The following is a 20,592-nucleotide window of genomic DNA, read 5'->3' on the forward strand; positions in this document are numbered from 1 at the left end:
CCTGCAATCTCAAATGCCGCCCCAACCGGAAAACTGACTCCTGCTCAATCGCTTAGAGCCTTGTTCACGGACGACTATCTACTCTTTGGTCAATGAGTTGGGCTGCGGCCGCGCCCTGTCCACTTAAGATGCATGCGCTCGCGCGGGTTCGCGGGCTTCGCGGCGACGCTGGCGCCGTGCGCGTCGGCGCTTCGCTCGCTCTGCCGGGAGCGGCAAGGATGGCACTGGTGGCCCGGCCGTTTCCACTAGCACCTTCTCGACCGGTTCGTGTTCGGTCCGGCGCGCCTCCATGGATTCGAGCACGGCTCGTCCCTTCACAGTAATCCTCCAGCCGCCGTTTTGACGCACAACGAGACCGTCCGAAAAAATGTCGAGCCCGGGCACGCGCGCGGCCAGCCGCTTGGTGCGTTCGGCCCATTCCGGGCCGCTGGTGGCGAGGATTGCCATGTCCCGCTTGAGGTCCGCCATCACGGCGAATCCTTCCGGATAACTCACCAGGATTTTCAAGACTGTGACCTGGAAATTCACCCCGGACCCGCCCGATCAACGCCACATCGTCGGCGCTTCTGTCAGCGCTATCCGGCCGATCTGCCGCAGCTCGTCCGGGGTCGTTTCGCCGGTCTTTGCGGCTTCCAGGATCTTGCAGGCCACGTGGGTGCGAGCGCCGGCCTCGTCGCGTGGTAGCTTTTCGCAGACCTCGTCGAGCACCGCTCGCAATAGAGCGGTAGTCGCTTGTTCAAACATGGGTGCGCCCCTCGGAAAAACCTGATCCTACCGCAAGTCTTTCGATTTGGGGATTCACGAATGTTAACCAATGAGCTCTGCCGCGCTGCACACGACCCGCGCCTGCGCCCCTTCCTGAAATCCTGCTCGAAACTGCGCCTCTCAAATCGGCAGGCCGAGTTGCGGCTCAGCCTGCCCCTCACCATGGCGCGAGGACAACGATACTCCCAAGAAGCCGAACGGCTTTGAAGCGGGCATCTCGCTTTCAAGCAGCGATCGAGAAGTGTTCGAGCTCGCTGTGGTTCGAAATCGCGATCGGCATGGACCTGCTGCGCGTGATGATGTCCAAATCGTTGACTTGAGCGTTCAGCGTGACGGTCCGGGCCCGCGCAGTCCTTGTCCTCCCAGTGCCGCCAGACCTTCTCGATCAGCGGGCCCAACTCGGTGGCCATTGCGTCGAAAGCGCTAAAGATCGGTTGAGAACGTGTTCTCCGCACCAACCGACTTCCGGATCCGGTTCGCGCGGACCTCGGGTGATCAATGCCCTCGATATCCAGTAGTATTACGCGCCGGCCTTGCCGAAATTGGCTTGCAGAAGTCGAGCGACTGATTGCGGACCTCGAGGCAGTGTACAGGCCGGTTCGGCGAATCGCGACGAAACGCGGTGGGAACGGCCGGACCAGTTCGACATCGCCCGGCGCGTTTCGGGACATATCGGCTTCAGCACCGGGATCCACGGCTGCGTGGGGCAGATGGTCGCGCGGCTCGAAGGCGAAGCCGTGCTGGCCGCCTTGGCGGCGAGCGTCGCATCAATCGAGATAACGGGCGAGCCGGTATACCGCGACAGCAGTGGATTGCGGGCCCTCAGCTCACTGCCGGTACGCGTTACGACGAAATAGCGCCAGCCCGGGCTCTTTGCAGCGGCTGTCATTGCCCTCCAGGACGGCTGACGGACCTGCTTCCTTTGCGAGCTTATTGTCCCGAAAGGTGTTGTCGTGCAAGCCCCGCTGCTTCCTCGACGTAGTTGCTATAGTTCAGCACGCCTTTCGCATGGAAGTTCGTTGAGCCGAGAAGGGATCTTGTTCTTGAAAATGAGCTTCCCAAGGGCCCGAAGGATCAACGATCGCGTTGATAACGTTTGCATCGAAAATCAACGCGGGCCCTCTATCAGCCTTGCGAAATACCATCGTCGTCGTCGTGGCGAACCCCAGGCCGGTCACCAGATCAACGCCGGCGGCGAGCAGCGCATCGCGCTGCGAGTCCGTGCTCTGGCGGTCGGAGTCCGACGACACGCGCATGTAGCCAACCAACATAGGCGGATACGCATCGGAAATAGGTTTCCGTATTGCAGCGCGTGGCGACAGAGTTTTCCGCATGTTTTTTGCGCCGCCAGGCGTTTAGTTTAGGACGCCACTACAAGATTCGGTAGTTGGCTAAAGCCACTTTGAGGCCCTAGGGTCCGGCCGCCTTCCCCGCCGATTATCATCGACGAACTGAAGTGAACGCAAGCGCACGTGAAGCCCGCAGCGCCTGCCGGTCACCTTCCGCCCTTCCATCGCGTAGAGACTGAAGTGTAACCATGTCCGAACAATCCTTGCCGACGCTGCCGATGTGGCGCGTCGATCATATCGAGCCCTCGCCCAAGATGTTGGCGCTGCGCGCCAACGGTCCGATCCACCGCGTGCGCTTCCCGTCCGGGCACGAGGGCTGGTGGGTGACAGGCTACGACGAGGCCAAGGCGGTGCTGTCCGACGCGGCGTTCCGGCCCGCGGGAATGCCGCCGGCGGCATTCACCCCGGATTCGGTAATTCTCGGTTCGCCGGGGTGGCTGGTCTCGCACGAGGGGGGCGAGCATGCACGGTTACGCACGATCGTGGCGCCGGCCTTCAGCGACCGCAGGGTGAAGCTGCTCGCGCAGCAGGTCGAGGCGATCGCCGCGCAGTTGTTCGAGACACTCGCGGCCCAGCCCCAGCCCGCCGACCTGCGGCGCCACCTCTCCTTTCCGCTTCCGGCCATGGTCATCAGCGCGCTGATGGGCGTGCTCTACGAGGATCACGCGTTTTTCGCCGGGCTGTCCGACGAGGTAATGACGCACCAGCATGAAAGCGGCCCGCGCAGCGCGTCGCGCCTGGCCTGGGAAGAACTGCGCGCCTACATTCGCGGAAAGATGCGGGACAAGCGCCAGGATCCGGGCGACAACCTGCTGACAGATCTGCTCGCGGCGGTCGACCAGGGCAAGGCGACCGAGGAGGAGGCGATCGGCCTGGCCGCGGGCATGCTGGTGGCGGGGCACGAGAGCACCGTCGCGCAGATCGAATTCGGCCTGCTGGCCATGTTCCGCCATCCGCAACAGCGCGAACGCCTGGTCGGCGATCCATCCCTGGTGGACACGGCGGTGGAGGAAATCCTGCGCATGTACCCGGCGGGCGTGGGCTGGGACGGCATCATGCGCTATCCGAGGACCGACGTGACCATCGCCGGCGTGCATATTCCCGCGGAGAGCAAGGTGCTGGTCGGACTGCCGGCGACGTCGTTCGATCCGCGCCATTTCGACGACCCGGAAATCTTCGATATCGGGCGCGACGAAAATCCGCACCTAGCGTTCTCCTACGGTCCGCACTACTGCCTCGGCATGGCGCTGGCCAGGCTGGAACTCAAAGTGGTGTTCGGTTCGGTCTTCCAGCGCTTTCCCGCGCTGCGCCTGGCCGTGGCGCCCGAAGAACTGAAGTTGCGCAAGGAGATCATCACTGGCGGGTTCGAAGAGTTGCCGGTGCTCTGGTGATGCGCGGACGCCCCTGGGAGTCGCGATCTTCTCCGCAATTTGCCGGCGCGCCTGGCGCGCGCCGTTCAGATCAGCCAGCCAACAACTAAGCAAGATGGACGTGCAAGAAACCACAGCAGCATGCCGGGACGCCTTCGCCGAACTGGCTTCGCCAGCGTGCATCGACGACCCGTATCCGTTCCTGCGATGGTTGCGCGAGCACGATCCGGTGCATCGCGCGGCGTCGGGCCTCTTTCTGTTGAGCCGCCACGCCGACATCTACTGGGCGCTCAAGGCCACGGGGGATGCGTTTCGGGGGCCGGCGCCCGGCGAACTCGCGCGCTATTTCCCGCGTGCGGCGACCAGCCTGTCGCTCAATCTGCTGGCGTCCACGCTGGCGATGAAGGACCCACCGACGCATACGCGTCTGCGCCGGCTGATCTCGCGCGATTTCACCATGCGCCAGATCGACGACCTGCGGCCGAGCATCGCGCGCATCGTCGCAGCGCGCCTGGACGGCATGGCGCCCGCGCTGGAGCGCGGGGAGGCGGTGGACCTGCATCGGGAATTCGCGCTGGCCTTGCCCATGCTAATCTTCGCCGAACTGTTCGGCATGCCCCAAGACGACATGTTCGGGCTCGCCGCCGGCATCGGCGCCATTCTGGAAGGCCTAAGCCCGCACGCCAGCGATCCCCAGCTCGCCGCGGCGGACGCGGCCAGCGCCAGCGTGCAGGCCTACTTCGGCGACCTCATAGAGCGCAAGCGCACCGATCCCCGCCACGACATCGTGTCGATACTGGTCGGCGCACACGAGGACGATGCCGACACGCTGTCGGATGCGGAGTTGATCAGCATGCTGTGGGGCATGCTGCTGGGCGGCTTCGCCACCACTGCCGCGACCATCGACCATGCGGTCCTGGCGATGCTGGCGTATCCCGAACAGCGGCACTGGCTGCAGGGAGACGCCGCGCGGGTGAAGGCATTCGTCGAAGAAGTCCTGCGCTGCGACGCGCCCGCCATGTTCAGCTCCATTCCGCGTATCGCCCAGCGCGACATCGCACTAGGCGGCGTGGTGATCCCGAAGAACGCGGACGTGCGCGTGCTGATCGCGGCCGGCAATCGCGACCCGGACGCCTTCGCCGACCCCGACCGCTTCGATCCCGCGCGGTTCTACGGCACCAGTCCTGGCATGTCGACCGACGGGAAGATCATGCTGAGCTTCGGCCACGGCATCCACTTCTGCCTCGGTGCGCAACTGGCCCGGGTGCAGTTGGCCGAGAGCCTGCCGCGGATCCAGGCGCGCTTCCCCACGCTGGCATTGGCCGAGCAGCCCACCCGGGAGCCCTCCGCGTTCCTTAGGACATTCCGCGCGCTGCCGGTGCGGCTGCATGAGCACGGGGGCTGAGATGCGCGTCGTGGTCGACCAGGATCTGTGCGGAACCACCGGGCAGTGCGTGCTGACGCTGCCGGGCACCTTTCGCCAGCGCGAACCGGACGGCGTGGCGGAAGTGTGCGTGGCGACGGTCCCGCAGGTGCTGCACGCCGCCGTGCGGCTCGCGGCCAGCCAGTGCCCGGTCGCCGCCATTCGGGTCATCGAAAGCGACGCTGGCGATGACGAGCGCGCCAGCGCCGACCCCGCGCCTTCTCCGGTGAGGCCGAGCGGCATGCCGCGAAAGACCAACGCAATCCACGAGGACACGATCGGACGGTTTGAAGGCAAGGTGGCCGTGGTGACCGGCGCCGGCGCCGGCATCGGCAAGGCATGCGCCCTAGCCATCGCGCGCGAAGGCGGCAGAGTGGTGGTGGCCGACATTGATGGCTCGGCGGCCATCGCCTGCACCGCGCAGATCGCGGCCGAAGCGGGCCTCGCGCTGGCGCTGGCGATGGACATCGCCGATGCGCAGGCGGTGGCAGCGCTGTTCGAGACGGCGGAGCGGCACTTCGGTGGGGTCGACCTGCTGGTGAACAACGCGAGCGCCATGCATCTGACCCCGCGCGACCGAGCGATCCTCGACCTGGACCTGGCGGTCTGGGATCAGACCATGGCGACTAATCTGCGCGGTAGCCTGCTCTGCTGCCGGCAGGCCATCCCACGGATGATCGCCCGCGGCGGCGGCGCCATCGTCAACATGTCGTCGTGCCAGGGGCTCAGCGGTGACACCGCGCAGACGTCCTACGCCGCGTCGAAGGCGGCGATGAACATGCTATCGGCCTCGCTCGCCACCCAGTACGGTCATGCGCAGATCCGCTGCAACGCGGTTGCGCCGGGTCTCATCATGACCGAGCGTCTCCTCGCCAAGCTGGACGAGCGGATGCAGCGGCATCTGCGCCGGCACCAGCTCCTGCCGCGCGTCGGCCGTCCCGAGGACGTGGCCGCGCTGGTGGCGTTCCTGCTTTCCGAGGATGCTGCGTTCATCACCGGCCAGGTGGTGTGCATTGACGGCGGCATGCTGGCGCATGTGCCGACGTACGCCGACGGTGGCAACAGCCGCGCCGCGCGGCCTGCCGGCAACACCGCCGAAGCGCCTGCGGCGCCGCGCTGCTGATGGACATGCTGCTCAACCCCCTGGCTCGTCGGCACCGGCGGCGGTACGACATCCCGGTCGTGCCCGGCGCTTTCCCCCTGGTCGGGCATCTTCCCGCCATCGTCTGCGACCTGCCGCGCCTGCTGGGGCGCGCGGAACGGATGCTGGGCAGCCACTTCTGGCTGGATTTCGGCCCTGCCGGACACCTGATGACGTGCGTGGATCCGGATGCGTTCGCACTGCTCCGGCACAAGGACGTGTCCTCGGCGCTGATCGAAGAGATCGCGCCCGAATTACTTGGCGGAACGTTGGTCGCCCAGGACGGCGGCGCGCACCGGCAGGCGCGCGATGCGATCAAGGCGGCGTTCCTGCCCAAAGGGCTGACTCAGGCCGGGATCGGCGACCTGTTCGCGCCCGTCATCTGGGCGCGGGTGCAGGCGTGGCGTGACCGCGGCGACGTAACCATCCTGCGCGAAACCGGCGACCTGATGCTCAAGCTCATCTTCAGCCTCATGGGTATCCCCGCGCAGGACTTGCCGGGATGGCATCGCAAGTACCGGCAACTGCTGCAGTTGATCGTCGCGCCCCCGGTCGACCTGCCCGGACTGCCCTTGCGGCGCGGCCGCGCCGCCCGCGACTGGATCGACGCGCAGTTGCGCCAGTTCGTCCGCGACGCGCGCGCGCATGCCGCGCGCACCGGGTTGATCAACGACATGGTGAGCGCCTTCGATCGCAGCGACGATGCGCTCTCCGATGACGTCCTGGTCGCCAATATCCGCTTGCTGCTGCTTGCCGGTCACGACACCACCGCCTCGACGATGGCCTGGATGGTGATCGAGCTGGCGCGGCAGCCTGTGCTGTGGGACGCCCTGGTCGAGGAGGCGCAACGCGTGGGCGCGGTGCCGACCCGGCACGCGGACCTGGCGCAGTGTCCGGTCGCCGAGGCCCTGTTCCGCGAGACGCTGCGCGTGCATCCGACGACCACGCTCCTGCCGCGTCGGGCGCTGCAGGAATTGCAACTCGGCCAACGGCGCATTCCCGCGGGCACCCATCTGTGCATCCCGCTGCTGCATTTCTCGACCTCGGCGCTGCTGCACGAGACGCCTGATCAGTTCCGCCTGGCGCGGTGGCTGCAACGCACGGAGCCGATCCGGCCGGTGGATATGCTGCAGTTCGGTACCGGCCCACACGTCTGCATCGGTTACCACCTGGTATGGCTCGAACTGGTGCAGTTCTGCATCGCCTTGGCGCTGACCATGCACAAGGCCGGGGTGCGGCCGCGGTTGTTGGGCAGCGCCGAAAAAGGCCGGCGCTATTACCCGACCGCACATCCCTCCATGAAAATCCGCATCGGATTCTCATGAGCTGGCATCGCTTGCGCCCGTATGGCGAGGCAGCGACGCCGGCAACACCGCGGCGGCCCGCCGCTCGCCGTGGCCGTCTCCTATCAGGTACAAGGACATGAACAGCATGCAGACCGGTTCCACGCTACACGACGACCGAACTGGCGTTTCCGCGCTCGGCGGATTGGGCCCGCAAGCGCGCGGCGCTTCCGGCAGGCTGCTGCCGGACATCTGGATGCACGACGGCGTAAAGCGGGTCGAACAAGCGCTCGCGCGCCTTCTCTGCGCCGAAGACAAGGGTGAGACCGAGCTGATGGCGGCGATGCGCTACGCCACCTTGCATGGCGGGAAGCGCACCCGCGCCTTGCTCTGTTTGGCCGCCGGCGCACTGGCCGACACGCCGGCGCACATGCTCGACGACGTCGGCGCCGCCATCGAGATGATGCACGCCTGTACCCTGGTCCACGACGACCTGCCCGCGATGGACAATGACGTGCTTCGCCGCGGCCTTCCGACCGTGCACGTCAAGTTCGGCGAAGCCACCGCGATCCTGGTCGGCGACGCGCTGCAGGCGCACGCCTTCCTGACCCTGGCGAGCCTGGATGCGCCGGGCGACAATCCTATCGCGCTCGTGCGCGAACTGGCGCGGGCGGTGTCCGCCGAGGGTGCCGCAGGCGGGCAGGCCATCGATCTGTCGCTGGTCGGAAAGCACGTCGAGCTGGACAGGATCGTCGCGATGCACCGGATGAAGAGCGGAGCGCTAGTGCGCGCGTCCGTTCGCATGGGCGCGCTATGCGCCATCGCGGAGGATGCCGCGCACGCTGCGCTGTACTGTGCGCTCGATCGCTACAGCGCCTGTTTCGGCCTGGCGTTGCAGGTGGTCGATGACATTCTCGATGCGACAGCGGATACCACAGCGCTGGGCAAGACCCCCGGCAAGGACGCGGCGGCGCAGAAGCCGACCTGCGCGTCGATCATGGGGCTGCAGGCTGCGCGCCAGTTCGCGCTCGATCTGTTGCGCGACGCCGGAGAGGCCATCGTCCCGCTGGGGCCGCGTGCGGAACGGTTGGAGCAGATGCTGCAGCGAGCCAACGCGCACCTGTTCAAGCACGCGCCATGCGCATGAGCGCGCCCGTGCGCATGGAGTCGCCCCTGTGCCGCTGCGATCGGCCGGCGGTAGCGGTGCATGCTGCACCGTGTCCGAGTCCGCGGCGCCGATGGCAGCGGTTGCCCTGCACGGCCGCGGCGCGCTGCGGCCAAGCCTATGCGGCGGACCTGCGACGACGTGCGCGGCGTCTGCCCGATCCTGGTTCTCGTCAACCGTCTGAAGAAAGATCCCGCGTGAACGCGCAGTCCGAACAGATCCTTTCCGAATTGCGCCACCTGCTGGGCGAGATGAGCGATGGCGGCAGCGTCGGTCCGTCCGTCTACGACACGGCGCGAGCTCTGCAATTCCACGGCAACGTCACCGGTCGGCAGGACGCCTACGCGTGGCTCATCTCGCAGCAACAGGCCGATGGCGGATGGGGAAGCGCGGACTTCCCGCTGTTCCGCCATGCGCCCACGTGGGCGGCGTTGCTGGCATTGCAGCGTGCCGATCCTCTTCCCGGCGCTGCCGACGCAGTCCAGGCTGCAACCCGGTTCCTCGAACGCCAGCCCGATCCCTACGCGCATGCGGTGCCGGAAGACGCGCCGATCGGCGCGGAGCTGATCCTGCCGCAATTTTGCTGCGAGGCCGCATCCTTGCTGGGCGGCGTGGCGTTCCCGCGCCACCCGGCGCTGTTGCCGTTGCGGCAAGCGTGCCTGGCCAAGCTGGCGGCGGTAGCGACGTTGCCGAGCGGCCATCCGTTGCTGCACTCCTGGGAAGCCTGGGGGACCTCGCCGACTACCGCATGCCCGGACGACGACGGCAGCATCGGCATCAGTCCGGCGGCCACCGCCGCCTGGCGTGCGCACGCCGTGACACAGGGGAGCACGACGCAGGTCGGGCGCGCCGACGCATATCTGCAGGCAGCATCGCGGGCGACGCGCAGCGGCATCGAAGGCGTCGTTCCCAACGTCTGGCCGATCAATGTGTTCGAGCCATGCTGGTCGCTGTACACCCTGCATTTGGCCGGGCTGTTCGCGCATCCCGCGCTCGCCGAGGCGGTGCGCGTGATCGTCTTGCAGCTCGACGCCCGCCTGGGCGTGCGCGGTCTCGGCCCGGCGTTGCATTTCGCGGCCGATGCGGACGACACCGCCATCGCGTTGTGCGTCCTGCGCCTGGCAGACCGCGAGCCGGCGGTCGATGCCTTGCGCCATTTCGAAACCGGCGAGCTGTTCGTCACCTTTCCCGGCGAGCGCAATGCCTCGGTGTCGACCAACATTCATGCCCTGCATGCATTGCGATTGTTGGGAAAGCCCGCCGCCGGCGCCAGCGCCTATGTCGAGGCCAATCGCAACCCGCACGGTGTATGGGACAACGAAAAATGGCACGTTTCGTGGCTGTATCCCACCGCGCACGCGGTCGCTGCGCTGGCGCAAGGCAACACCGAATGGCGCGACGAGCGCGCGCTGGCGGCGCTACTGCAGGCGCAGCGCGACGACGGCGGCTGGGGCGCTGGTCGCGCGTCCACATTCGAGGAAACCGCCTATGCGCTGTTCGCGTTGCATGTGATGGACGGGAGCGAAGAGCCGACAGGGCGCCGGCGCATCGCGCAGGCGGTGGCGCATGCGCTGGAGTGGATGCTCGCCCGCCATGCGGCGCATGCATTGCCGCAGACGCCGCTGTGGATCGGTAAGGAACTGTATTGCCCCACGCGGGTCGTGCGTGTGGCCGAACTTGCCGGGTTGTGGCTGGCGCTTCATTGGGGGCGGCGCGCCCTGGCCGAGAGAGCAGGAGCGGCGCCATGATCCTGACCGAACGCGCGCTGCAGCAGGTGCTGGAGTGGGGGCATTCCCTGAACGGGTTCGCCGACGAGCATGCCATGGAAGCGGTCAGGGGCGGCCAGTACATCCTGCAGCGCATCCATCCGAGCCTGCTCGACACCAGCGCCCGCACCGGCCGCGATCCGCAAGACGAAACGCTGATCGTGGCGTTCTATCGCGAACTGGCGCTGCTGTTCTGGCTCGACGATTGCAACGACGTTGGCCTGATCGCGCCGGAGCAGCTCGCCGCTGTGGAGCAGGCGCTGGGGCAGGGCGTGCCGTGCGCGCTCCCCGGATTCGACGGCTGCGCTGTGCTGCGCACCTCGCTGGCCGCACTCGCCTACGATCGTCGCGACTATGCTCAGCTTCTCGACCATACCCGGCGCTACTGCGCGGCGCTGCGCGCCGGACACGTGCGGGCGGCGGGGGCGGAACGCTGGTCCTACGCCGAGTACCTGCACAACGGCATCGATTCGATCGCCTACGCGAATGTGTTCTGTTGCCTGTCTTTGCTGTGGGGGCTAGACATGGAGACCTTGCGCGCGCGTCCGGCGTTTCGCCGGGTCCTGCGGCTCATCTCCGCGATAGGGCGTCTGCAGAACGATCTGCATGGACGCGACAAGGACAGCTCGGCCGGCGAGGCCGACAACGCGGCGATCCTGCTGCTGCAGCGCTACCCGGCTATGCCTGTGGTGGAGTTCCTCAAGGACGAGCTGGCCGGCCATACGCGCATGTTGCACCACCTGATGGCGGAAGAATGCTTTCCCGCGCCGTGGGGAGCGTTGATCGAGGCCATGGCGGCCATCCGCGCGCAGTACTACCAGACCTCGACCAGCCGCTACCGCAGCGACGCCGCGGGGGCAGGCCAGCGTGCGCCGGGCTGAACTTGCGGGACGCGGCGGCGTGCGCCCGCTGCCGTCGCTCCGATCCGACGCAACGCCGTCGCCCGACGGAGCGAGCGTGAGCGACACCGCCCTGAGCCGGTGCAAGGACGACTACCTGGACATCGTGCTGGGTCGGCGAACGGCGCCGGCCACGCTCGCCGGCGGTTGGAAGTATATCGGTTTCGAACACTGCGCATTGCCCGACTTTGACCTGGCGCACATCGAGCGCTGCGCCTGGCTGCTGGCAAGATTATGCGCGACGCGGACTCTATAGCGGTCACCGAGAAACCCGGTACCAAACCTTCCAGCGTCATTGCCGACGAAGGTCGCGGAGATGAAGACCGCATTCTGGGCTAGGGTCGAAAAGCTCGTCTTCAGCATCAGGCTCAGCACGGTATTGGCAATGTAGATGTCGAAACCGTCGAAAAGCGTTCCTATGCCGATCAGCAGTATGATGCGGCGATAGAACGGCCCGACCGGCAGTCGAGCAAGACGAGTGCCTGCGTTCACGGGTGTCGACATTGACGCTCTCCATTGATGCGGCCCGCCTTCTTCGAACGTCTGCCGCTTGTCGTTCTGTTAGTTCAGCCGCTTCTGGTTGGCCGTGTCGCGATACCAGTCGAACGGCTGCTCGTGCGTGGCGATCATCACGCTCTTGGTCTCGAGGTGGTCGTCGAAGGTCTGGGTGCCACATTCGCGGCCGGTGGCGGCGAGGCCGCCCCAGGGCGAGGCGGGGTCGAGCCGGTGATGATCGTTGACCCAGACGACGCCGGCCGACGGAGGCGGCAACTCGATCCGCGCGGGCGACGTCACGGGTGCGATCGCTGCGGCAAGGCTGAAGGGGAAGTCGTTGGCAATCCTTGGGGCAGACAATCCCAAGCACCTACCTCGGTTGGCAGGTTCCAAATTATACTGCGGTGCTTAGACTCGTCGAGCGAATGCAACTCGCAACATTTGGCAAAACAAGATCACCTTGTAACACAAATCGTCCTTCTCGCTTCCTTCGGAAGGCTGCCAGGCTTGTCGACGCCGATAAAATGAGCCCTTCCTTTCCGAAAGGGCAGGAGCCAGATGACGCTCTCATGGCGAAAAGCACAAGTCCTCGGCAGGCCCAAGGGTCAGGGGCTCGCAGCGAGAACCTTCGTCCGAAGCCGCCGTCGAAGGCGGCCTTCTGAGGCGGGATGAGAGCCGGAGGCGGAAACTAAAGGGGATGAATGTTCGGGGCACATCCATTCCGCTCACGTCCAAGGTATCGGTCCTGTGCTCCAACCTTCAACCCTGCGATCGAAAAGCGGTGCATCATGACAAGAGAGCCGGGCGTCACCTCGGCGAACGCAAGTATTCGGGCAAGAATCGTCTGGACGATTGTCCTTGGCTTTGCCGCCGATCCTTTGATGCGTTGGAGTTGGCCGGACCCTGGGCAATATCTTGGCAGCATGACTCAGTTCATCAAGGCCTGTGGCGGACGAGCATTCGAGCATGGCACAGCATACGTCACGGGAGAGACTCGCGCGGCGGCCCTGTGGCTGCCTCCGGGCGTGCAGCAGGATGAGGATGCGCTGGACGCAATCATGGCGCTGTCCCTGCGCCCTGAAATCACCGAACATATGGCACACCTGCGCCAGGGAATGGCCGAACATCATCCCTCCGAGCCACATTGGTATTTGCCCCTGATCGCTGTCGATCCGAACTGGGCCGGACAAGGGCTTGGCACATTGCTGATGAAGTACGCTCTTCAACGCTGTGATGAGCAGGGCCTCGCTGCCTACCTCGAAAGTTCGAATCCTGAAAACATTCCGTTTTACCAACGCCACGGGTTCAAGATTATTGGAGAGATACAGCACGGTTGCTCACCGCCACTTACGCCGATGTTGCGAAAGACGCGGTGAACGGAATTCGGAGACGCTTCGCATGCTGCGGCTCCCGAAGCGTCCTTGGAGACGAACTGAGGCGCATTGCCTCATCCGGATTGTTACTGGACAACTTCTCGCCGGTGATTGGGTGGCTGCCATCGAATTTTGGGTGGCTGCCATCGAATTTGTCCGGTGGCGTCTATGGTGGGAAAGATCAGCATGGGCGCGCGGCGGCAGGTGGTGTCGGCCGAGAGGGATCGTTGCCGGTCGGCCACCCGGGCGGAAAAGAGGCGCATCTCGATGCGGCATGCGCGACGACCGGCTGGCATCGCAAGTATGCGGTGCGTGCAATTCGGGCACGCGCAACAGTTGGACCGAGGCCGGTCGAGGCACCGCGAGAGCACAAGCATGGATGTGGGGCTACGATCAAGGACGCGATGACCGCAGTGTGGGGGCGTCGGATCGGGTGTGCGGCAAGCGGCTCAAGGGCCGGGTTTCGTCAACTCCTGCAGCTACGCCAATCATGAGGCTGGCTCCCTTTGTGTCTCGATCGACGGCAGTGGCCCACCGTGGATCTTTGCCTCAAAACTCCGCAGCCGCTGATAGATCGAGATCAGTTCGACAATCGTGCTCCAGGAGTTGACGAGATACTGAAACGAGGTTCGTACTTGCGTGAACGCGTTGAGGATCTGGTTCATCGCGCCGAGGGTGATCCTGCCCGCGATGATTGTGGGCGCAAGCAGCAGATAAGGAAAGATGACGTCAGTCTGCAGATAGACGATCCGGCCGATATTGAAGTACATGAAGTTCAGATAGAGCCGGAAGTAATTCCTGCGAATGTCGCTAAACAGCACGCTCAATGTCGGCGCATTGGCACGCGCCGTATCATCCTCGCCGAGCACGAGCTCCTTGCGATAGGCCGCTTCGACCCGCTGGTTGAGAAATTCAATTCCGGGCAGGCGGATGCCGATAAGCGCGAGAACGCCGGTGCCCAGGATCGACCAGATCACCGCGGCGAACACCAGCGGATAGGCAATCGAGCCGAACAGAGGCAGCTCCGTGACGTTGCTGGACAGCCTCACCAGAACCGGCAGGAAGGCCAACAGTGTCAGCACCGCGCTGATGAGATTGACGCCTAGACCTTCCATGGTGCTGGCGAAGCGCATGGTGTCTTCCTGGATGCGCTGGGAGGCGCCTTCGATCGTGCGCAGCCGTGGCCAGTTGGCGACATAAAAATCGTTCATCGCTGTGCGCCAGCGGAAGATGTAGTGGCTGACGAAGAATCGCGTCATCACGCCGACCACGACGGCCACGAGCGCGATACCGGCAAAGGTCGACAATTCGTTGTAGAACTGCTCAACCGTGACCGGCGCCGATTTCGAAAGCGCAGCCTGGACCAGGTCGTAGAACGGTCCATACCAGCTGTTGATCGCGACTGAGACCTGGACCTGAAAGTAAGAGGTGAACAGGATCAGCGCCGAACCAAGAATGGACCACGTCGCCCAGGGATGGGGGGCAAATAACATCCATGCCGCCGCGAACACCGTAACGGCCAGCGCAAAATAGAGATCAAACCACAGCGCCGAGGCCGACCAGAACGTCGCAAGCCCGACCGGCTTCTCCGGGGCTTGAAAGAGATTGCCGGCAAATACATACCAAAACGCCATCGCCAACGCCGTCCAAAGAATTGACGACGCAAAGAACAACTTTGGTCGAGGGAAGAATGAAACGAACATGCTCGCTGTCCTTTATCGACTCAGAACTTCAGCTCAGAAGATGAACACACCGCGGCCGCTGGCCACCACCGGTCGGCAAGCGTAATCGGCGATCTCGGCATTGGCGGTGTGGTAGGAAGCCTCGGGTGGAGAACGGCTCGCTCAACCAATAAGGGGCCGCATCCTTCATCCGCCGAGGGCGGAGGTTGTGTTTCGCATGCTCGGTCGACCGCGGGACACAGCGGCATCTGCGACGAACGGGTCAGCACCTGCAGGACATTGATTCAATCGAATAGTCATCTGATCTCTCGGAGCCGGTGGGTGCAACACGAGCATGGTCGTAACGGGGTCTTTAGTGGCGGCACGGGACAAGAGCAAGAGTTTTGCAAACCGCTTCACTCTTCTCACTTGCGGTGTGGCTTGCGACGATCTGACTTGCGTGCGCTTACTCCGCTGAAATCAGCGGCCGCTATCTATGCTCGCACGCGAAGGTGGATTGCGACGCTGTTGGAGATGATCTGCACCGCAACCTGACGCAGCGTTCGGTTCACGCATTTCTTTCAGCGCAAATGTTGCGATGCAGTTACAGCAATTCGCGCGGACGTTGTTGAGACGCATGAGGCTCGGGGCACTGAAGAGATGAGAGTAGAAATGAAGAACTTGTTGCTTGCGACTGTGAGCATTGTGGGGCTTGGCGCGTTGGTGCCCGCATTCGGCTCGGATCTGGCTGCGCAGCCCGCCAAGCCTCTCTACACCAATGCTCCGCGGCCTGTCGCGGCTGCAATCTACGACTGGAGCGGCTACAACGTCGGTATGAACGGCGGCTTTGGTTCAAGCTCGAATTGCTGGGATTCCGATGGTGGCAAGCCTGAGGGCTGCTATGATGCCACCAGCGGAAGCGTGGGCGGGCAGATCGGCTATCGATGGCAGACGGGCCCGATCGTGCTTCGTGTTGAAGGCCAGGGGAACTGGGCTCATTGACTGGTTGGAATCCCAGCGTTGCTTTTTTGGATATCAACCAGACCAAGATTGATGCGTTCGGCCTGGTAACGGGGCAGATCGGTTATGCCTTCGACAACGTACTGCTTTACGCCAAAGGCGGCGCCGCGGTGACGAGCAATACGTTTCGGGTCATCTGGACGACGGGCGAGTTAGGTGGAGAAAGCAAGCACGTTCTTTGGGGCGGCGCGTTGGCAGCCGGTTTCGAGTACGGCTTCGCACCCAATTGGTCGATTGGATTCGAGTACGCACACCTGTTCATGCGGCCAACCATGGTGGGCTTCACCGAGCCCGCTGGTGGGGTCGACCGCATCCGCCAGGATCTCGATCTTATGACGGCAGGGCTCAACTATAAGTTTGGCGGCCCGATTCTTCTCAAATACTGATCTATCGTTCAAAAGGTGGATCGAAGGCCTTGGCCTATGGGCCGGGGCCTATTTTGGTGCGCCAGGCAGGCGCGGAGCGCCGCGACTGGCGCGGTTGACCGGCTTTCAATTACCCATAACTTTCTCCGCTTGAGCTGATCCGCTGATCAGCAAAACCTTGAAGAATCAATTGTGATTCCTTGCTGAGCACCTGATGCGCGAGGGGGGGCTCTATGGGGCTCACATTGAGGGATCGATCGGCAAAAGGCCGTTTGCGATTTTTAGGCGGTGAATGTTGGATTGATCGCGAGACTAGTGGATGCCAGTTTAGGGACGCGCGGCTCGGCGACAGATTCCGCTGCTCACGCAGATTGGAAGCGCCATCGGAGAAAGTATTCCGCTCGTCTGCCAATTGGGCGAATACCAAGGCAGCTTATCACTTCTTCTCTAATGACCCGGTCAGCGAAGCGGACATTCTGGCGGGCCACTTTCAATCGGCGCGTGAGCGCACGATTGCCGCCGGCGGTCCGGTTCTAGTGCTCCATGATACGACCGAGTTCAGCTATCAAAGATAGAACTCCGACCGATCGGAATCACGAAGAGCATAAACAGCGGCCGGGGACAAGGCGGGCTGCCTGAGGTCGCACGCGGTTTGCGGCATCCTGATGCACTCGAGCCTGGCGGTGACGACTGAAGGGCTCCGCTTGGGCTGGCCGCCGTCAAATTCCGGACCCAGAAGAAATTCAAGGGCCGCCGCGCTCAAGAAGACTAGGATCCAGGTTCAATTGAGCCAATATCCGACGAGAGCGGCAAGATGCGCAGCGGCCAAGAAATTCCGGCCGAGCTTGTCGCACCGCGGGGCGATGCGCCGCAAGTCCTTGAGCCTGCAAAAGCAGTGTTCGAGACGTTTCGGCCTTTGTAGGCGCATTTGTTGAAGCGCTGGATGGCAACGCGGTCAGATTTTTTAGGGATTACGGGTTTCGCGCCGCGATGAATGATTTCGCCGCGAAGCTTGTCGCCGTCATACACTTTGTCGGCGAAAAGCGCACTGATAGGTGGCGCGAGCGCCAGGACTTCGGGAGCCGCTGCGATATCGGCACCCTGGCCTGCCGTCAGATGCAGGACGACCGGCTGGCAAAGGGATCGCTCAGCGTATGGAGTTTCGTCGTGCGGCCTGCGCGCGAGCGGCCGATTGCTTGATTGTGCTCCCCCCTTTTCCGCCGGAGGCACACCGGTGAGCTTTAATCGAGGTCGAATCGAGCGACAGCACAACCCCATCTTTGCCAGGCTTGGCCAGCGCTTCGAAGATTGCGCAACATCGTCCTCGCTTGGCCCAGCGATGAAGCGATTGTAGATCGTCGTGTAAGGGCCATTGCTGTGGAAGGAAAATTGAAAACAGCAAGTGTGAATATGGTTGGCTGCGGTCAACCGATCGGCGGAGCGGTGAGGAGGCGGTTTGATCGGCCGCCGGTTGATCGGGCCGTTGCTTTTTGCTGCAACATGGTTAGGGTTGGTGGGGCATAGTATGTTGCAAGCTCCAGTCCGCACTGAAGGAAATTCAGCATCCATCGAACGTTCGAATACGCCAAGCACGACACTGCACGGCCCTGTGAAATATCCGCAACGTGCCGCTAAGTCCCGATCTATCTCAGTATAGGCAAGAGCCTCAAAATGTTCGACGACTGACCTTGACCGGCCATGCGAACAGCGCCGGCCACGCAGCTGTGTCGGTTCTTGCACAATCGATGTCATCGCTTGCGCGCCGCAGCCGACCTGCAGCACCAGACCATGATCCAGGCGGCGACAAATGCAAAAAATCACAAGCCAGAAGACGTCTCCGCGTGCATTAGTCGCGGGTGCCATGCAGATCGCACGTCTACTACAACATCCGGTAGATGCCAGCGCTGACGAAAGGGTGGCGTTTTTGTGCGGTAACCCACGCGCGCTCGTGGTGCGCCATGACGCAGTGAGCCGGTCGGTTCAATTTAACGACAAGCTCATTGCGTTCGCGAAGCATTGGGGCTTCCGTCCTCGCGCCCGCGCTGCGTATCGGGCGCGCACGTAAAGCAAGATGGAGAATGGCCTCGGCTACGTGAAGAAGAACGCGATCGCGGGTCATTCATTTGCGGGTTGGTCGGACCTCGACCTGCTTTGCAGGGTGGCGGCAACCAAGCAGGCCAGCACCCTGCGCTCTGACATCGCCGTCATCGCTCGCGAAGCGCTGATGCGGCTCGACCAAGAGATCATCTGTGGCGCGGGCAGCGTGCAATGGCGTGAGCCAACAACCGCGGAAACGGACGAACTCCTGGAGAAGCGTCAAGGCGGTGTCGACAGCATGACGTGAGTCCGCGGGACCACTGACCCGGACCCCGACTGACCACAGCTTCACCTTTCCGCCACTGGAAGAGCATAAGCTAATCGCAGCGCTTCGACACGACTACATCAGGGCACCCTGCGTCGTCCGGTGCGCTCTCATCTGGAATGGCTCCGACCGCCCCAGCGCGCCCTGAGGCGCGGCGTGACTCAAGCTGCTTCCACATGACAATTTGAATTTTGGAAGTTCTTGCTTGGTGGTTGCGCGACCATTGGAATGTTTGTGCACTCGGTCGCGACCTTGGAGACATATGTTTCTTTCTTCCTTTCACGGTTGACAGTTTTCTCTTGTCCTCCATACGAAAGCATGGTCCCCAGGATGCGCGTAATACTCAGCCGCGTCGCTCGCAACATCGGATTACCGTTCGCCTAGTTGATGGAACGTATCAAAAATGAGCCACGCTTCGGAAGTGTCAGTTGAGCGGGTCACAATTCCAATCTTGCAGCGGTGGAAGCAGGAGCGGCGGCGTGTCACCATGACCACCGCCTATGATGCGGTTACGGCAGGCATCGCCGACCCAATCGTCGACATCATTCTTGTGGGCGACAGTGTTGGCAATGTCTGTCTCGGATTCGACAACACGTTGCCGGTCAGCATGGCAATGATGAACCATCATCTGGAGGCTGTTGCACGCACAAGGCCCCGTGCCCTGCTCGTGGCCGATCTGCCGTTTCTTAGCTTTCACCTTGGTCCGGAGGAGACGATACGCAACGCTGGAGGGTTCCTGCAGCGAGGCGCAGATGCCGTGAAACTCGAGGGCGGGGCCAAACGCGTGGAAATGGTGCGTGCCTTGGTCGATTGCGAAATTCCTGTCATGGGCCATCTCGGCCTCACCCCGCAAAGCGTCAATGTCATGGGCGGATTCAAGGTGCAGGGCCGGAACGCCGATGACGCTTTACGGCTGCTCGATGACGCTCACCGTCTGCAGGAGGCCGGATGCTTCGCGTTGGTGCTTGAAGGCATTCCGGCCGAGCTAGCCCAGCGAGCGACCGCATCGCTATCGATACCAACCATCGGAATCGGCGCGGGTCCCGACTGCTCGGGCCAAGTGCTCGTATTCCATGACGTGCTGGGGCTAACCATAGGTCATCGGCCCAAATTCGTTCGCGCCTATGCAGATGGTTTTCGGATGTTACAAGAGGCGCTCTCGCGCTGGGCTGCCGATGTCCGCACCGGTGCGTTCCCGGCGCCGCAGGAGTGCTATCGGCTTCCTGAAAGCCTGAGTCACATTATCGCAACCTGGGCTCCTCCCAACCCAACCTGATGTAAGGTGCAACGATGCAGACGATTACCACGGTCGCTGAGCTTCGTCGTGAGCTCGGGGCGGCTTGCAGCGCGGGCAAACGCGTCGGGTTAGTGCCTACAATGGGGTATTTGCACGATGGCCATCTGGCCCTGGTCGAGGCGAGCCGAGCGCAATGCGATGTCACCGTAGTTAGCATTTTCGTCAATCCGACTCAGTTCGGACCAAACGAGGATCTCAGCAGCTATCCTCGCGATTTCGTGCGCGATGAAAAATTGTGCCGCGATGCCGGTGTTGCGATTGTGTTCGCGCCGGGTGCACAGGAGGTCTATCCGGCTCAATTCGAGACCTTCGTCGAGCCGGGCGAACTGGCGAAACCACTCTGCGGGGCTTTCAGGCCTGGGCATTTTCGGGGCGTGGCGACCGTCGTGTGCAAGCTGTTCAACATGGTGCATCCGGCCGTCGTGTTTTTCGGGCAAAAGGATTTTCAGCAATGCGCGGTCGTGCGTCGCATGGCGACAGATCTCAATCTTCCCATCAAGATCGTCACAGTGCCAACCGTTCGGGAACCGGACGGGCTCGCGATGAGCAGCCGCAATCGGTATCTCAGCAAGGAAGAACGTGGGCGAGCCGTTGCCATCAGTCGTGGACTGTTCGCCGCGGCGGAAGAATTCCGCGCAGGAGTGCGCGAGGTGGAGAAGCTGATTGCGATCGCCGAGCGGCAACTTGAGACAGTTGATCGGCTGCAATATCTTGAACTTGTCGACGGTGACACGCTCAAGCGCGCCGAGAGTCCCCTGCGGTTTCCGGCGGCGCTCTGTGTCGCAGCCTACGTTGGTTCGACCCGACTGATTGACAACGTCCTACTGGGACCACCAACTCCGTAGCGCAATTCAGAAC

Annotated in this window: 16 protein-coding genes and 6 pseudogenes; 16 read left to right on the forward strand and 6 right to left on the reverse strand. The window is 63.3% G+C overall.

Annotated features, from left to right (window positions below; genetic code table 11):
- Positions 1–123: 123 nt before the first annotated feature.
- On the reverse strand, positions 124–528 hold the full coding sequence (locus AC0L21_RS34700) for a hypothetical protein (RefSeq protein WP_473266253.1): 405 nt from the start codon (positions 526–528) through the stop codon (positions 124–126).
- 15 nt (positions 529–543) lie between these two features.
- Positions 544–744: a hypothetical protein gene (locus AC0L21_RS34705; RefSeq protein ID WP_473266254.1), complete on the reverse strand. Its 201-nt coding sequence runs from the start codon at positions 742–744 to the stop codon at positions 544–546.
- A 617-nt stretch (positions 745–1,361) separates the two neighbouring features.
- Between AC0L21_RS34705 and AC0L21_RS34710 the strand changes: the two are divergent.
- Positions 1,362–1,622, forward strand: a pseudogene (locus AC0L21_RS34710) (cytochrome P450); the annotation flags it as partial.
- A 135-nt stretch (positions 1,623–1,757) separates the two neighbouring features.
- Here the strand turns inward: AC0L21_RS34710 and AC0L21_RS34715 are convergent.
- Positions 1,758–2,099: a recombinase family protein gene (locus tag AC0L21_RS34715; RefSeq protein WP_446479881.1), complete on the reverse strand. Its 342-nt coding sequence runs from the start codon at positions 2,097–2,099 to the stop codon at positions 1,758–1,760.
- A 203-nt stretch (positions 2,100–2,302) separates the two neighbouring features.
- Here AC0L21_RS34715 and AC0L21_RS34720 point away from each other — a divergent pair, with 203 nt between their 5' ends.
- From AC0L21_RS34720 to AC0L21_RS34760, 9 genes and pseudogenes are all read left to right on the forward strand, one after another.
- Entirely contained in the window at positions 2,303–3,505 is a 1,203-nt protein-coding gene (locus AC0L21_RS34720) for a cytochrome P450 (protein WP_219682273.1), read from the forward strand.
- A 94-nt stretch (positions 3,506–3,599) separates the two neighbouring features.
- Positions 3,600–4,889 carry a cytochrome P450 gene (locus AC0L21_RS34725; RefSeq protein WP_219682274.1) on the forward strand — a complete coding sequence of 430 codons (1,290 nt, stop codon included), beginning with the start codon at positions 3,600–3,602 and terminating at the stop codon, positions 4,887–4,889.
- Between the two features lies 1 nt (position 4,890).
- A pseudogene (locus AC0L21_RS34730) lies at positions 4,891–5,198 on the forward strand (ferredoxin).
- Positions 5,185–6,030, forward strand: a complete 846-nt coding sequence (locus AC0L21_RS34735; RefSeq protein ID WP_310473303.1) for an SDR family oxidoreductase — start codon at positions 5,185–5,187, stop codon at positions 6,028–6,030. Before AC0L21_RS34730 ends, AC0L21_RS34735 begins: the two are co-directional and overlap by 14 nt.
- Positions 6,030–7,373 (forward strand): cytochrome P450, encoded by a 1,344-nt coding sequence (locus tag AC0L21_RS34740; RefSeq protein WP_219682276.1) that lies wholly within the window; start codon positions 6,030–6,032, stop codon positions 7,371–7,373. Before AC0L21_RS34735 ends, AC0L21_RS34740 begins: the two co-directional genes overlap by 1 nt.
- Before the next feature lie 106 nt (positions 7,374–7,479).
- A complete protein-coding gene (locus AC0L21_RS34745; RefSeq protein WP_259219368.1) occupies positions 7,480–8,478 on the forward strand; it encodes a polyprenyl synthetase family protein in 999 nt (332 codons plus the stop codon).
- 215 nt (positions 8,479–8,693) lie between these two features.
- Positions 8,694–10,244, forward strand: coding sequence for a hypothetical protein (locus AC0L21_RS34750; protein ID WP_259219190.1), 1,551 nt, complete (start codon positions 8,694–8,696; stop codon positions 10,242–10,244).
- Positions 10,241–11,143 carry a terpene synthase family protein gene (locus AC0L21_RS34755; RefSeq protein ID WP_204513604.1) on the forward strand — a complete coding sequence of 301 codons (903 nt, stop codon included), beginning with the start codon at positions 10,241–10,243 and terminating at the stop codon, positions 11,141–11,143. Before AC0L21_RS34750 ends, AC0L21_RS34755 begins: the two co-directional genes overlap by 4 nt.
- 19 nt (positions 11,144–11,162) lie before the next feature.
- Positions 11,163–11,393 (forward strand): annotated as a pseudogene (locus AC0L21_RS34760) (type 2 isopentenyl-diphosphate Delta-isomerase); the annotation flags it as partial.
- A 329-nt stretch (positions 11,394–11,722) separates the two neighbouring features.
- On the opposite strand, the pseudogene AC0L21_RS34765 reads toward AC0L21_RS34760, so the two are convergent.
- Positions 11,723–12,010 (reverse strand): annotated as a pseudogene (locus AC0L21_RS34765) (aldehyde dehydrogenase family protein); the annotation flags it as partial.
- Positions 12,011–12,444: 434 nt separating this feature from the next.
- Here AC0L21_RS34765 and AC0L21_RS34770 point away from each other — a divergent pair.
- Entirely contained in the window at positions 12,445–13,032 is a 588-nt protein-coding gene (locus tag AC0L21_RS34770) for a GNAT family N-acetyltransferase (protein ID WP_219682280.1), read from the forward strand.
- 485 nt (positions 13,033–13,517) lie between these two features.
- On the opposite strand, the gene sbmA is transcribed toward AC0L21_RS34770, so the two are convergent.
- On the reverse strand, positions 13,518–14,732 hold the full coding sequence (gene sbmA, locus AC0L21_RS34775; RefSeq protein ID WP_219682281.1) for a peptide antibiotic transporter SbmA: 1,215 nt from the start codon (positions 14,730–14,732) through the stop codon (positions 13,518–13,520).
- A 630-nt stretch (positions 14,733–15,362) separates the two neighbouring features.
- Here sbmA and AC0L21_RS34780 point away from each other — a divergent pair.
- Positions 15,363–16,096, forward strand: a pseudogene (locus AC0L21_RS34780) (outer membrane protein).
- Between the two features lie 212 nt (positions 16,097–16,308).
- The gene (locus AC0L21_RS34785; RefSeq protein ID WP_473266259.1) at positions 16,309–16,650 is read left to right on the forward strand and encodes a transposase DNA-binding-containing protein; all 342 of its coding nucleotides are present in this window, start codon (positions 16,309–16,311) and stop codon (positions 16,648–16,650) included.
- Positions 16,651–16,856: 206 nt separating this feature from the next.
- Here the strand turns inward: AC0L21_RS34785 and AC0L21_RS34790 are convergent.
- A pseudogene (locus tag AC0L21_RS34790) lies at positions 16,857–17,446 on the reverse strand (IS5 family transposase); the annotation flags it as partial.
- 700 nt (positions 17,447–18,146) lie between these two features.
- Here AC0L21_RS34790 and AC0L21_RS34795 point away from each other — a divergent pair.
- The 3 genes from AC0L21_RS34795 to panC all read left to right on the forward strand — a co-directional run bounded on the left by AC0L21_RS34795 (position 18,147) and on the right by panC (position 20,579).
- Positions 18,147–18,419 carry a phosphoribosyl-dephospho-CoA transferase MdcG domain-containing protein gene (locus tag AC0L21_RS34795; RefSeq protein ID WP_374762394.1) on the forward strand — a complete coding sequence of 91 codons (273 nt, stop codon included), beginning with the start codon at positions 18,147–18,149 and terminating at the stop codon, positions 18,417–18,419.
- A gap of 421 nt (positions 18,420–18,840) precedes the next feature.
- Positions 18,841–19,713, forward strand: a complete 873-nt coding sequence (gene panB / locus AC0L21_RS34800; RefSeq protein WP_473266260.1) for a 3-methyl-2-oxobutanoate hydroxymethyltransferase — start codon at positions 18,841–18,843, stop codon at positions 19,711–19,713.
- 14 nt (positions 19,714–19,727) lie between these two features.
- On the forward strand, positions 19,728–20,579 hold the full coding sequence (panC, locus tag AC0L21_RS34805) for a pantoate--beta-alanine ligase (protein ID WP_473266262.1): 852 nt from the start codon (positions 19,728–19,730) through the stop codon (positions 20,577–20,579).
- Positions 20,580–20,592: the final 13 nt, after the last annotated feature.

The sequence above is a fragment of the Bradyrhizobium sp. WSM4873 genome (genome assembly GCF_055811355.1).

Excerpts from the sequence above, each read along its gene's own strand:
- AC0L21_RS34715 (WP_446479881.1), bottom strand. The coding sequence starts at position 2,099 with ATGCGGAAAACTCTGTCGCCACGCGCTGCAATACGGAAACCTATTTCC.
- AC0L21_RS34705 (WP_473266254.1), bottom strand. The coding sequence starts at position 744 with ATGTTTGAACAAGCGACTACCGCTCTATTGCGAGCGGTGCTCGACGAG.
- panB (WP_473266260.1), top strand. The coding sequence starts at position 18,841 with ATGAGCCACGCTTCGGAAGTGTCAGTTGAGCGGGTCACAATTCCAATC.
- AC0L21_RS34725 (WP_219682274.1), top strand. The coding sequence starts at position 3,600 with ATGGACGTGCAAGAAACCACAGCAGCATGCCGGGACGCCTTCGCCGAA.
- AC0L21_RS34795 (WP_374762394.1), top strand. The coding sequence starts at position 18,147 with ATGGAGAATGGCCTCGGCTACGTGAAGAAGAACGCGATCGCGGGTCAT.
- AC0L21_RS34740 (WP_219682276.1), top strand. The coding sequence starts at position 6,030 with ATGGACATGCTGCTCAACCCCCTGGCTCGTCGGCACCGGCGGCGGTAC.
- sbmA (WP_219682281.1), bottom strand. The coding sequence starts at position 14,732 with ATGTTCGTTTCATTCTTCCCTCGACCAAAGTTGTTCTTTGCGTCGTCA.
- panC (WP_473266262.1), top strand. The coding sequence starts at position 19,728 with ATGCAGACGATTACCACGGTCGCTGAGCTTCGTCGTGAGCTCGGGGCG.
- AC0L21_RS34745 (WP_259219368.1), top strand. The coding sequence starts at position 7,480 with ATGCAGACCGGTTCCACGCTACACGACGACCGAACTGGCGTTTCCGCG.
- AC0L21_RS34720 (WP_219682273.1), top strand. The coding sequence starts at position 2,303 with ATGTCCGAACAATCCTTGCCGACGCTGCCGATGTGGCGCGTCGATCAT.
- AC0L21_RS34770 (WP_219682280.1), top strand. The coding sequence starts at position 12,445 with ATGACAAGAGAGCCGGGCGTCACCTCGGCGAACGCAAGTATTCGGGCA.
- AC0L21_RS34785 (WP_473266259.1), top strand. The coding sequence starts at position 16,309 with ATGGGGCTCACATTGAGGGATCGATCGGCAAAAGGCCGTTTGCGATTT.
- AC0L21_RS34755 (WP_204513604.1), top strand. The coding sequence starts at position 10,241 with ATGATCCTGACCGAACGCGCGCTGCAGCAGGTGCTGGAGTGGGGGCAT.